Here is a 13,573-nt window from a genome sequence, read left to right on the forward strand (position 1 = left end):
TTCATCAAAACCATTAAATAATGAATGTAATTAAATGTTTACTTCCAATAATTTTACTTGCAAGCTGTGCTAAAGAACTTGATTTAACAATAAACGCTAGCTCCACAGACCCTTACAATATAATTTGGAAGACACCTAGTAAAGATCACACAGGATCAATGCCAACAGGCAATGGAGACATTGGATTGAACGCTTGGACAGAGACTAATGGTGACATTTGCTTTTATATTGGAAAAACAGATACTTGGGGAGATAATGGTCGCTTACTTAAAGCAGGGAAAGTACGCATAAAATCTACCCCCCCCATTACCATTCCCAATGGAGACTTTAAACAAGAATTAGATTTAAAATCTGGAACTATAAAAATAGATTCAAAAGGAAACATAAGCGGGAAACCAGTAAATCTTAGCTTTAAAATATGGGTAGACGCCAACCATCCTGTTATTTATATTAATCAATCAAGCACTGTACCCGTATCCCTTACTGCAAATATAGAGCTCTGGCGTACTAAACGTGATTCACTACCTGAAATTGGTGTTAGTGACCTTTTAGAAAAAAGGGATATGCCAGGCAGCCTCTACCAACCTGTTATTGTTGAACCGGACAACTTAATCTCTGGGGATAAAAATTACATAGGTTGGTACCACCATAACAAGAAATCGGTAGGATTTGATTTAACAAATAAATTGCAGGGGCTGACTGAATACTTTGAAGGGGACCCCATACTCCATCGCACATTTGGAGGCACAATTACTGGAACAAAAGCGGATAAGATAAATGATTCTACACTCGCCGTACCATCGGCCAAGGAAAGCACCATAAAAGTTCATGTCCTTACCCAACATCCTGCAACACCCGAAAATTGGTTGGAAACAATGGAAGGCATTATTTCTAATGTTAATAAAATACCAATAGACGAACACTATAGGGCGCACAAAGAATGGTGGCGTACTTTTTGGGACAGAAGTTGGATTAATGCAACACCTAATGACAGTATAGAAGCTAACAATAAAAACAATAACGCCTTTATTATATCACGAGCATATACATTACAACGATTTTTAGATGCTTCAGCCGGAAGGGGAAATTATCCCATAAAATTCAACGGATCTATTTTTACAGTACCAACCAACGATAAGCCCGGAGGAGCAGATTATAGAAGATGGGGACCGGGTTACTGGTGGCAAAATACGCGCTTGCCCTATTTAAGCATGTGTGCATCCGGAGATTATGACTTAATGCAACCACTTTTTAAAATGTATGCTGATGACATCTTTAAACTTTCAAAATACAGAACAAAAAAATATTTTGGATTTGACGGTGCTTACTTTCCAGAATGCACTTACTTCTGGGGGTCTACATTCACGGCGACCTATGGATGGACGCCCTATGAAGAAAGAGAAGACCCACTACAAGAAAGTGGTTGGCATAAATGGGAATGGGTAGCAGGTCCAGAATTAACATTTATGATGTTGGACTATTATAATTACACACAGAATACAGATTTTCTAAAGGAAAAAGTAATTCCCGTAGCCAATGAAATTATAAAATTCTTTGACAACTATTATAAAACCAACGATGCAGGGAAATTAGCCATGTACCCTTCAATGGCCGCTGAAACATGGTGGGATTGCACCAATCCCATGCCAGAATTATCTGGCCTCCATAGTATTACAAAAAGACTTTTATCCCTACCAGAAAATTTAACCCAAATTAAAGACAGGGAATTTTGGAGTAAAATGAATGCTAAACTTCCCGATTTACCTTTAAGAGACACCCCTTCCGGTAAAGCTTTGGCTCCAGCCGAACGTTTTGAGGACAAAAGAAATGTAGAAAACCCCGAATTATATGCCGTTTTTCCTTTTAGATTATACGGTGTAGGTAAGCCAAATATTGAATATGGAAAGAACGCATTAGAACATCGCTGGGATAAAGGTGCTTTCGGTTGGAGACAAGACGATATATTTATGGCTTATCTGGGAGAAACAGAACAAGTAAAAGCAAACCTAATAGAGCGTTCAAGAAATTATGACAAAAATTCTCGATTCCCTGCCTTTTGGGGGCCTAATTATGACTGGACACCAGACCAAGACCACGGAGGTGTTTTGATGAAAGCTTTTCAATCTATGCTCATGCAAAGCGACCCATATTCTGATAAAATTTACCTCTTACCGTCATGGCCAAAAGAATGGAATGTGGAGTTTAAACTCCATGCTCCAAAAGAGACAACATTAAAAGGGCATATTGTTGATGGGGAAATTAAGTCCTTAGAAGTGTTTCCTGAATCAAGAAAAGCCGATGTAATAATATTAAACAACAAGAGTATTGAATGAAGCCCCTTGAAGACATATTAGTTATCGATTTAAGTCAATTTTTGTCTGGACCTTCTGCGAGTTTAAAATTAGCAGATTTAGGCGCTAGGGTCATTAAAATTGAACGTCCAGAAACGGGAGATATCTGCAGGAAACTCTATGTATCCAATGTAAATGTAAATGGTAATTCTACCGTATTCCATGCCATCAACAGAAATAAAGAAAGTTTTACTGCCGATTTAAAGAGTTCTACCGACCTTGAACGTTTAATAAAACTCATAAAGCGAGCAGACGTAGTCATACACAACTTTAGACCCGGAGTTATTGAAAGGCTTGGCTTGGATTATAAGACTTTAACAAAGATAAATCCGGAAATAGTTTATGGTGAAATATCGGGTTATGGCAAAGAAGGCCCATGGAAAGCCAAACCTGGCCAAGATTTATTACTGCAATCACTTTCCGGACTAACATGGCTAAGTGGAAACAAAAGCGATGGCCCTGTGCCAATGGGGCTTGCGATTGTAGACATAATTTCTGGCGCACACTTGGTTCAAGGTATTTTAGCCGCGTTAGTACGTAAAAGCATTACGGGCAAAGGCGCCAAAGTTGAAGTAAGTATGCTGGAATCCGTAATCGATCTACAGTTTGAAACAATTACAACTTTTTATGCCGACGGAGGACAGCCCGTTGAAAGAACAAAATCCAATAATGCCCATGCCTATTTGGGCGCACCCTACGGCATTTATAAAACAAAAGACGGATATTTAGCTTTGGCCATGGGGCAAATCCCCGTGTTGGGCGAACTCTTGGGTTGCGAAAAACTAAAAGAATATCAAGACATTAACTCTTGGTTTGATAAAAGGGATGAAATAAAACATGTGTTGTCCAATCATTTAGCTACAGATACAACCCAAAAATGGTTGTCGCTCCTAGAGCCTGCCGATATATGGTGTGCAGATGTTATGAATTGGGAAAGATTAATGAAAACTGAGGCCTACCAAGTGCTAAATATGGAACAAGAAGTAAAAATGGGAGATGGTTTTAAATTTAAAACAACGCGGTGTCCCATTCGTATTGACGGAGAAATACTTTTATCTCCTAAGGGAACCCCCAATCTGGGCGAGCACAACAAACATATTGTTTCAGAATTTAATTTATAAAAATCATGAGCAACAAATTTAGAGTAGCCGTTAGGAAATTTGGCCCCTTTGAAACTGCCTTGCAGAAAACATGGGATGCATTTTGCAAAGCACATAATTGCACAATGGAGCTAGAAGCAGTCCCCATGGATTTACACCCTCTTTATGACGCTACACTTGGCAAGGACAATGGCTTGATAAATGGCGATTGGGACATAGCCCATATTAATACTGATTGGATTACCGAAGCACAACACAAAAATGCTTTAGAGGATTTAGCACCATATATAGCATCAAGTGCTCCTGACAATTTTCCTGATGGATGGTCCAATTCGCTATTGCACATGCAACGCTTTGAAGACAAAGTATTAGGCTTACCTTTTCACGATGGCCCGGAATGTTTAATATACAGAAAGGACCTGTTTGAAGACCCAAAAGAACAACAAAATTTTAAAGCACAACACAATAGAGACTTAAAACCGCCAACCACATGGGATGAGTTCCATGAGATTGCACGTTTTTTTAACCGACCAGATAAAAATTTATATGGTTCTGTGTTTGCTTTATATCCTGATGGACATAATACGGTATTCGACTTTTGTTTACAATTATGGACAAGAGGCGGCAATTTATTAGATAAAAACGGGGTAATCAATATTAACACTACCGAAGCTATTGAAGGATTGGAGTTTTATAGAAATATCATTAAAGACACTAATGCCATGCACCCAAAATGCAAGGATTTTGATTCCGTCCAGTCCGGTATGGCCTTTGCCAATGGCGAAATAGCTATGATGGTCAACTGGTTTGGTTTTGCATCGATGTGTGAAGTATACCCAGACTCCAAAGTAAAAGGATGTGTAGATATCACCCATGTGCCCGCTGGTAAAAATGGACAGGGTGTTTCCTTAAACGTCTATTGGCTTTACACCATTGCAAAAGGCAGTAAAAATAAAGATATTGCCTACGACTTTATAAAGTATGCCGTAAACCCTGAAAATGATAAATTACTGACCCTAGAAGGTGGTATAGGTTGTAGAAAATCGACTTGGACCGACCAAGACGTTAATCAAACCGTACCGTATTACCACAAATTGGACATGTTGCACAGCAACGCCAAAACCTTGCCCCGCAAAATGAACTGGAGTAAAATTTCTGAAGTAATAGATGTTATGGTTACTGAACTCTTTAGTACTGACAAAAAAGTATCTGAACTGGTAAGTGAAGCACAACAAAAAATTGACACCATAGAAAGCCCATGATACCTATAATATCTAAACCTAAATTACCTAAAACCAAAATACCCATAGTAATCATTGGAGCTGGAGGCATTGTAAAAGATGCCCATTTACCTGCCTATAAAAAAGCAGGTTTCCAAGTTATTGGTATATACGACCTCAATCCGGATAATTCAAAATCATTAAGTGAGCAATTCAATATTAAAACGGTATGCCATACTATTGAATCCTTGGTTGAATTAGGAAAAGAAAACCATGCTATTTTCGATTTGGCTGTCCCAGCATCTGAAATCACAAATATACTCCCTAAATTACCTAATAATTCATCGGTTTTAATACAAAAACCTATGGGAGAAAACCTCCAAAATGCTGAGCATATTTTATCTATTTGCAACTCTAAAAACCTAACTGCCGCTATTAACTTCCAGTTGCGTTTTGCCCCTTTTGTAAACGCTGCTAGATCTATAATCGATTCTGGTGCTATTGGCGAGGTTTATGATATGAAGGTAAAATTATGTACCTACACACCTTGGCATCTATGGGATTTTTTAGCCAAAATTTCACGTGTTGAAATTTTATACCATAGCATCCATTATATAGACGTGATACGCTCTTTTTTGGGAGACCCAAAAGGCATTATGGCTAAAACCGTAAAACATCCAAGCTCTAGGGTTGCCTCAACAAGAAGTAGTATTCTATTCGATTATGGCGACGAATTAAGTGCCTCAATTAATACAAACCACGATCATAACTTTGGAAAGGAACACCAGGAAAGCTTTATAAAATGGGAAGGCACCAAAGGCGTTATCATTGCCAAAATGGGACTGCTATTGGATTATCCCCATGGCGTTCCAGATGCATTTGAATATTGTGTTTTAGATGATCAGGGAAACCCAGAATGGCATGTGGCAACCATTGAAGGTAGCTGGTTTCCAGATGCATTCATCGGCACTATGTCCAATTTAATGCGATTTGTAGAAGGGTCTCAAGACGTATTGACTTCTTCAGTTGAAGATGCTATAAAAACCATGGAAATTGTGGAGATGGCCTACCAATCGAGCGATTCGGGAAAAAAAACGTTAATGGACAACACATAAACCCATCAAAAAAAACATGAATTTCAAAACCCAATTTTTTGAAGATTACCAAATTGGCCACCACAGGGAAACTCTAGGTAGAACCATTACCGAAACCGATATTGTGATGCATGCGGGCCAAACCGGTGATTTTTTTCCACACCATATGGATACTGAGTGGTGCAAGACACAACCTTTTAAAAAAAGAATTGCCCATGGCACCCTTACCTTTAGCATTGCCATTGGGATGACGGCCACCGAAATAAATCCAGAAGCTTTTTCAAAAGGATATGATAGACTGCGATTTATTAAACCGGTCTACATTGGAGACACTATACGAGTCGTAGTAACAATTAGTGACAAAAGCGATTCCAAAAAACCCCATTTGGGACAAGTTACTGAGCACGTTGAAGTGTTTAATCAAAATAACGATATCGTCATGGTTTGTGATCACATCCTTTTGGTAAACAGAAAAACAGACAATACATAGCAATGATAAATTTTCGCATTACCATATTATTTAATCTCCTTTTTTTTATGGTATTTCTTATGGGGCATAGCCAAAAATTGGCAACACCCACAGAAGCACAATACAACTGGCACGAACAGGAGCGTATTATGTTTATTCATTTTGCACCAACAACCTGGTCTGAAGCAGAACAAAACGATCATTCGGTACCCTTAGAACGCATAAACCCAACAAAATTAGATACCGATCAATGGTGTGAGGCCGCATTGGCCTGGGGTGCCAAACAGATTATTTTTGTTGCCAAACATTCTGGTGGCTTCTGTTGGTGGCAAACCGACACAAGTAATTACGGCATAAAAAATACACCCTATAAAAATGGTGAAGGGGATGTGTTAAAGGAAATATCAGAATCCTGTAAAAAATATGGATTAAACTTAGGGGTCTATATATATCCTGGCGATAAAACTTGGGGAGCCATGCTTGGTGGTGGCGGTAAAACACAAGATCCTACTAAACAAGAAGCCTATAACAAAATTTTTAGAACCCAATTAACCGAAGTTCTAGCAAACTATGGTGAAATGACTGAGGTTTGGTTTGATGGCAGCTGTGTTATAGATATTACCGATATCATGGAAAAATACGCAAAAAATGCGGTTGTTTTTCAGGGACCTCATGCTAACCTAAGGTGGCCGGGAACAGAATCTGGAAACTTAGCTTATCCTGCATGGAATTCGGTAAAAACCGAAGACTTGAAAACCGGTGTTTCCACTCAAATACACGGCACACCAAATGGTGATGCTTGGGCACCTTTAGAAACCAATACAACCTTATATGACCATTATTGGTTTTGGTCCCCTAAGAAAGTACGTTATAGAAAATCACTCGATCATTTAATGGAAAACTACTATAAATCTGTTGGCTATGGTAGTGTTTTTCTATTGAATGCCAGCCCAGACACTACAGGTTTGATTCCCCAAGGTGACATAAAATTATACCATGATTTTGGAAAGGAAATAAAACGCCGATTTGATAAATCATTGGCCGAGGTAAAAAACATAAAGGGCAACTCAGTAACCATTAAATTTAATGAACCCACCAAGATTAACCATGCCATTACTATGGAGGATTACCGGCATGGTGAGCGTATAAGGGCCTACACTATAGAAGGATTAGTGAACAATACATGGGTTGAAATCGTCAATGGTATTTCCGTAGGACGTAAAAAAATTGATTATTTTGACGATATTGAAGTCTCTGAATTGAAACTTAGTATAACTAAGTCTGCAGCAGAACCCATCATCAGATCGTTTTCAGCCTATTACGTTAGTGATTTTACCCCTCCTGTAAAGCGTAAAATGCATGTTTATGCAAGGCCTCAAACAGTTGGTTCTTGGAATACAACCGATTTAAACAGTACGCATCTGGAACTAAAAATAAACTTGAAAGACAAAATCAATATCCCCGGACAATACATTTTGGAGATAAAGCCCAATGACGGGAAAAAAGTACAAATAGAACATGCTGCTATGTACTATAATGAAAACAAAGCCTTAGATGAGTTCATCCAAATAAAAGGGAACCAAATATTCATGAACCAAACGGCACAAATTACGGACAACAGTAATTTATACGTGACACTTAAACTAAAATTGAATACGCCATGCAGTGGTGAAATCACATTTAAGCCAAACATAATACATTAAACAACTTAAGATAAAGTAATAATGAAAGCTACCCTTTACAAAGGAAATAAAACCTTCTCTGTTATTGAAAAAGAAATAGAAGCCCCAGAAGCTGGAGAAGTAAGAATAAAAGTGGCCTATGTTGGTGTTTGTGGTACCGACGTACATATTTACCATGGCATGATGGATAAACGTGTAAACATTCCGGAAACCATCGGACATGAAATGTCTGGAACAATTGATGCCGTTGGTGAAGGTGTTTCAGGGTTTTCAGTTGGTGATAAAGTTGTCGTTCGCCCTTTAGATGATCGCTTGGTAAAACCTTCAGATAAAGGCTTCAATCATATTTGCGAAAATTTAAAATTTATAGGTATTGATAGTCCAGGCGCTATGCAAGAATATTGGAATGTTCCTGCTTTCACATTGCATAAACTAAATGAAAACACCGATTTAAAACTGGCAGCATTAATCGAGCCGCTTTCAGTAGCTACTCACGATGTTCGGCTTAGTGGATTGACCAAAGACGAAACGGCAGTGGTTCTAGGTGGCGGTCCCATTGGATTACTCGTTGCATTGGTGGCTAAGGAAACCGGTGCGCAGGTGATTGTTTCCGAAGTGAACGAAAAGCGTATTGCCAAAGCACAATCCATGGGTATAGAAGCAGTAAACCCCACAAAAACAGATCTCGTTACATACGTAAGGGAAAAAACAGAAGGTCGATTGGCCGATGTGGTTTTTGAAGTTGCAGGCGTGCAACCCGCACTGGATATCATGACCGAAATAGCGGGTATTCGAGGCCGCATAGTCATGGTCGCCATCCATGGTCAGCCTAAACCTGTCAATCTTTTCAAATTCTTTTGGAAGGAACTAAAACTGATAGGTGCAAGGGTTTATGAAAAAGAAGATTACGAAAAGTCAATTGCGTTAATCACAGCAAACGAACTCCCGTTTGAGGATATGATAACAGATGTTCAACCATTATCAACTATTCAAAAGGTTTTTGAACGTATTGATCAAAATCCTGATGGTATGAAAGTTTTAATGGATTGTAGCTTATAATGATATAAAAAATTAATAATGAGTATATTAAACAAATTTAGTTTAGCAGGGAAAACAGCCCTGGTTACCGGTTGTAAAAGAGGAATAGGCAAAGGAATGGCAGTAGCATTGGCCGAAGCTGGTGCTGACATTATAGGCGTGTCTGCTTCATTAGCGTTAAGTGGAAGCGCTATTGAAAAAGAAGTTCAAGCCACAGGAAGAAACTTCACTGCCTATCAATGCGATTTTTCAGATAGAAAAGCGGTTTATGCTTTTATTGAAAAGGTAAAAGCCAACCACCCGCAAATAGATATTTTAATAAACAATGCCGGTACTATTTTAAGAGCTCCAGCTGTAGAGCATCCAGATGAGTATTGGGACAAGGTGATTGAAGTCAACCAAAACGCCCAATTCATATTAACACGTGAGTTCGGAAAAGATATGGTTGCCAGAGGACATGGGAAAATAGTGTTTACAGCTTCGCTCTTAACGTTCCAAGGCGGCATTACGGTTCCAGGCTATGCCGCCAGTAAAGGTGCCATTGGCCAAATGACCATGGCTTTCGCCAACGAGTGGGCTGGTAAAGGTGTTAATGTAAATGCCATAGCACCTGGCTATATCGCTACGGACAATACAGAGGCTTTAAGAAACAATCCTGATAGGAATAAAGCCATTTTAGAACGAATACCCGCAGGACGATGGGGTACTCCCGAGGATTTTGCTGGCCCTATTGTGTTTTTGGCTTCTGATGCTTCTCAATACATGAATGGATCCATCGTCTTGGTTGACGGTGGTTGGATGGGTAGATAAATTATTAAAAAAAACAATTGTATGAAACTATTAAAATTTGTTGCAATCCTTTCTTTTTTAGTACTAAATGCTTGCGGTCAGGAACAAAAAAAAGACACTGTTGCAAAAGAAGTCCAAAATGCTTTAAGGCCGAATTTGGTTTGTCCCCCAGTGATTACATACACGAAAAAAGAAATGTGAACCAGAATTGATTAAAGATTTATGAAGCAGGTGTTAAAACTATATTTATTAGCAATACTGATTATTTCGTTATCTTCTTTTAAAACGGAAGAGATACATTATTTTGTTTCCCCATCTGGAAATGATGTTTACGAAGGCACAAAAGCAGCTCCATTTGCCACACTGGAACGCGCATTGCAACAAATACAGGAGGACAGGCAAAAAGGCAACCATTCCATGGTCAAAGTTTTTTTAAGGGGTGGCACCTATTACTTTCAAAGTACAGTAAAAATTAATGGGACCCTTTCCAATATACATATTCAGCCCTATCAGTCAGAACAAGTAATTTTTTCGGGCGGTATTGCAATTCCATCACCATTTATTAAAAAAAGTACTAAAAGCACTTTTAAAAACCACTACAGTGTTAATTTAAAACATGTTGGCATTACAAACTATGGTACTTTACGTCATGTCGGGTTTGCTCGTCCTTACGGTCCAGCTTGGGGAGAACCCTTTGTTAACAAAAAGCCTCTACATCTTTCCCGTTGGCCAAACCAAGGTATGGTTCCTATGGGAAAGGTACTGGATAAAGGCTCCGTGCCAAGAAACGACGACTTCTCAAATCGGGGCGGTCTGATTAAGTATAACGACGCTCGAATCGATAAATGGGCCAACGAAACAGATGTATGGATGTCTGGATATTTTATGTGGGGATATGCCGATGATATGGTAAAGATAGCATCTGTAGACACAAAAGCACAGACCCTAAAAACAGCATCTGCCACTTTGTATGGTTATGGAGACAGTAAACCGTGGCGACAATGGTACGGTGTTAATATACTGGCAGAACTAGATGCCCCCGGAGAGTATTATATTGACCGTAAAGAAGGGATACTGCAATTTATTTTAGAAGACGATGAGATTGAATCGCTCGAGTTTTCAATACTAGAAGCTCCATTTTTTACCATCCAGAACACCACGCATATACTGATTGAAGGTATTCAATTTGAATGCTCCCGAGGATTGGGCATTGCTATGGATAATACCCATAATGCAACCATTAAGGACTGTGCTTTTAGAAATCTTGGCAGTATAGGCATTTTGGTAGGCAAGGGCGTAGAGCCATTTGACAAGTACAGACATGAGGGGACGGAAAAAGTAAAATCCGGTATTGTTGGCAGTTTGCAACAACACCTTTACGCCAATTCTACGTTTTATAGTGAAGGTGGTAAAAATAATAAGATCATAGGGTGTGAGTTTTACAATCTGGGCGCTGGAGGCGTTATTCTTGGGGGAGGCAACCTAAAAACACTGGAAAAAGGCAATAATAGTATTGAAAACTGTGTATTCCATGATTTAAACCGCATAGAAAAATCGTATCGCCCTGCTGTCCACTTAACCGGTGTGGGTAACACAGTAAGGCATTGCGAAATATACAACACCCCAAGTATGGCCATATACCTTATGTTTGGAAACGACAATATAATTGAGTACAATTACATTCATGATGTATGCCTTGAAGTAGAGGACCAAGGTGCTATTTATTACGGGCGTAACCCTGCCGAACGTGGTAATATAGTTCGATATAACTATTTTGAAAATATTCCAGACCATTACAACACCTGTGCCGTTTATCACGATGATGGCGCCTGTGGCATGACCGTATTAGGCAATGTTTTTTATAAGGCAGGCAAATGGAACGCGCTCATAGGTGGCGGATCCGATAATGTTTACAGAAACAATATTTTTATTAGCAATAAGATTGGCATACATGTTGACAACCGCCTGCAAAACTGGTCCAAGGCTTTATTGGATAAAAACGGATTATTTGAACAACGATTAAAGGCCGTTAACTTTACAGCTCCTCCCTACAGCAATAGTTATCCCGAAATTGTCACATACTTTGAAAACCCCGAGCATCCAAAACGCAACGTGGTAGAAAACAATGTTTTTGTAAATGTCGAACAGCTATTGGATGGAAAAAAAGAATGGCTCGACTACAAAGACAATAACTGGGAGACAGACCATAACATTGCTTTTGCAGATTGGGACATTCAGAATTTCAATCTGGATTCAAATTCAGAAGTTTACAAAAAATTACCCGATTTTAAAGAAATACCATTCCATAAAATAGGGCTTTATGAAACCAAAAGCATAAAAAGTATTAGAAAGAGAAATGGGTTAAGGGTTAGTGTAAATGAAAACAACATTCATGAGTGGCAAAAAATACAAGAAAAGGAATTGGCTTACCAAGTAAAAGACCCAATAATTAATAACATTTTAAAGACCATTTCCGAAGATAGTAAAGCGGTTATTTTTCCAAATCCCAATCCAGGAGCCCAGTGGTTTGGTGAAGGACATTTTGGCTTGTTTATGCACTGGGGTCCACATAGTACACAGGGTTCACAACCTTCCTGGGCAATGATTAAAAATTATCCGCATGGTTATGAAGAAAAGTATGCCAATCCTGAAGACTACTTTGCCCTGGCAGAAAACTTCCATCCAACCGATTGGGATCCAGACAAGATTTGCAAAGCGGCTAAAGAAGCTGGAATCACCTACGTAGTACTAGGAGCCAAACACCATGATGGTTTTGCATTGTGGCCTTCTACTTACGGAAATTATAACATTAGCACCTATGTTCCCGATACTGATTTGTTAAAACCCTATGTAGAGGCCTGTCGTAAATACGGTTTAAAAGTAGGATTCTATTTTTCGCAACGTGACTGGCATTTTCCAAACTATCCATTGGGAGACCAGAATTTTAATTTTAGAACTCGAAATAAATTTCCCTTAGTAGATCCTGAAATTGACTCGATGAGGTATAAAAATTGGTGGGCATATACTATTGGACAGTTAAAAGAATTATTAACGAATTATGGTCAAATAGACGTGTTATGGTTTGATGGTTTTTACTGGCCGGGAAAAGAAAAGGAAGCATATACAGATGGTCTATTTAATTGGATAAGAACCTTACAGCCTGGTATCGTAGTAAACGACAGGTGGTATAAAATGCGTAGTCCCGATGCAAAGGAAGAAGAAATAGGTAAAGGCGATTTTGCCACGGTTGAATGGAAGGAACCGGAAGAAGGCATCAATAAGTGGTGGGAATTTACTACTTCGTGGTGTGGTTCATGGGGCTACTCCTCCTTACGCTTCAGTGCAAAAGAAGCCTTGGATAAATTGATATTAGCCAGAAGTTTAGGCGGGAATTTTCTTATTAACATTGGTCCTTCTGGCAATGGCGTTCCACCAAAAGACTTTTACAAAAATATGGCTCAATTAGCCGAATGGATAGTTCCAAATAAAGAGGCCTTATTTGGAAAAGAACTACTCCCTGCTCCTAAAGAATGGGCTAATGCCCCCATTACCAAACATAGGAATGCCCTATATTTACACGTATTACCGAATAGATTAGATGATAAGGTTTCATTATTTTACAACGGAAAAATAGGTAGAGTAACGAATTTATCATCAGGTAAAAAAATTAACATAAAAAAAGAAAAAAATGGCTATAGCTTTTCTCTTAAAAAAAGCAAACTTGATTTTGACACATACCAAGTGATTAAAGTTGAAATAAAGAAGCTATAAGAAAGTATCAAAATTTTTTACTTATAGATTTTTCAAAAAAGTATAAAAGTTTAAAAGCC

The 13,573-nt window shown here is 38.7% G+C and carries 9 protein-coding genes; all 9 read left to right on the forward strand.

Annotated elements, in window-relative coordinates; all coding sequences use genetic code 11:
* Positions 1-20: 20 nt before the first annotated feature.
* The 9 genes from K7G79_RS03120 to K7G79_RS03160 all read left to right on the forward strand — a co-directional run bounded on the left by K7G79_RS03120 (position 21) and on the right by K7G79_RS03160 (position 13,514).
* On the forward strand, positions 21-2,333 hold the full coding sequence (locus K7G79_RS03120) for a DUF5703 domain-containing protein (RefSeq protein ID WP_223549056.1): 2,313 nt from the start codon (positions 21-23) through the stop codon (positions 2,331-2,333).
* On the forward strand, positions 2,330-3,472 hold the full coding sequence (locus K7G79_RS03125) for a CaiB/BaiF CoA-transferase family protein (RefSeq protein WP_223549057.1): 1,143 nt from the start codon (positions 2,330-2,332) through the stop codon (positions 3,470-3,472). Before K7G79_RS03120 ends, K7G79_RS03125 begins: the two co-directional genes overlap by 4 nt.
* 5 nt (positions 3,473-3,477) lie before the next feature.
* Positions 3,478-4,713: a sugar ABC transporter substrate-binding protein gene (locus K7G79_RS03130; protein WP_223549059.1), complete on the forward strand. Its 1,236-nt coding sequence runs from the start codon at positions 3,478-3,480 to the stop codon at positions 4,711-4,713.
* Positions 4,710-5,786, forward strand: coding sequence for a Gfo/Idh/MocA family protein (locus K7G79_RS03135; protein ID WP_223549061.1), 1,077 nt, complete (start codon positions 4,710-4,712; stop codon positions 5,784-5,786). The genes K7G79_RS03130 and K7G79_RS03135 overlap by 4 nt, the downstream gene beginning before the upstream one ends.
* Before the next feature lie 16 nt (positions 5,787-5,802).
* Entirely contained in the window at positions 5,803-6,255 is a 453-nt protein-coding gene (locus tag K7G79_RS03140) for a MaoC/PaaZ C-terminal domain-containing protein (RefSeq protein WP_223549062.1), read from the forward strand.
* A 77-nt stretch (positions 6,256-6,332) separates the two neighbouring features.
* Positions 6,333-7,937: an alpha-L-fucosidase gene (locus K7G79_RS03145; RefSeq protein WP_223549064.1), complete on the forward strand. Its 1,605-nt coding sequence runs from the start codon at positions 6,333-6,335 to the stop codon at positions 7,935-7,937.
* Positions 7,938-7,958: 21 nt separating this feature from the next.
* The gene (locus K7G79_RS03150; protein WP_223549066.1) at positions 7,959-8,975 is read left to right on the forward strand and encodes a zinc-binding dehydrogenase; all 1,017 of its coding nucleotides are present in this window, start codon (positions 7,959-7,961) and stop codon (positions 8,973-8,975) included.
* Between the two features lie 24 nt (positions 8,976-8,999).
* Positions 9,000-9,764 (forward strand): SDR family oxidoreductase, encoded by a 765-nt coding sequence (locus K7G79_RS03155; RefSeq protein ID WP_223549480.1) that lies wholly within the window; start codon positions 9,000-9,002, stop codon positions 9,762-9,764.
* Between the two features lie 201 nt (positions 9,765-9,965).
* The gene (locus K7G79_RS03160) at positions 9,966-13,514 is read left to right on the forward strand and encodes an alpha-L-fucosidase (RefSeq protein WP_223549068.1); all 3,549 of its coding nucleotides are present in this window, start codon (positions 9,966-9,968) and stop codon (positions 13,512-13,514) included.
* Positions 13,515-13,573: the final 59 nt, after the last annotated feature.

It is taken from the genome of Aestuariivivens sp. NBU2969, from assembly GCF_019931125.1.
GTDB classification, from domain to species: domain Bacteria; phylum Bacteroidota; class Bacteroidia; order Flavobacteriales; family Flavobacteriaceae; genus Aestuariivivens; species Aestuariivivens marinum.

Coding starts and splice junctions, on each gene's coding strand:
- K7G79_RS03120 (WP_223549056.1), top strand. CDS start 21: ATGAATGTAATTAAATGTTTACTTCCAATAATTTTACTTGCAAGCTGT.
- K7G79_RS03125 (WP_223549057.1), top strand. CDS start 2,330: ATGAAGCCCCTTGAAGACATATTAGTTATCGATTTAAGTCAATTTTTG.
- K7G79_RS03130 (WP_223549059.1), top strand. CDS start 3,478: ATGAGCAACAAATTTAGAGTAGCCGTTAGGAAATTTGGCCCCTTTGAA.
- K7G79_RS03135 (WP_223549061.1), top strand. CDS start 4,710: ATGATACCTATAATATCTAAACCTAAATTACCTAAAACCAAAATACCC.
- K7G79_RS03140 (WP_223549062.1), top strand. CDS start 5,803: ATGAATTTCAAAACCCAATTTTTTGAAGATTACCAAATTGGCCACCAC.
- K7G79_RS03150 (WP_223549066.1), top strand. CDS start 7,959: ATGAAAGCTACCCTTTACAAAGGAAATAAAACCTTCTCTGTTATTGAA.
- K7G79_RS03160 (WP_223549068.1), top strand. CDS start 9,966: ATGAAGCAGGTGTTAAAACTATATTTATTAGCAATACTGATTATTTCG.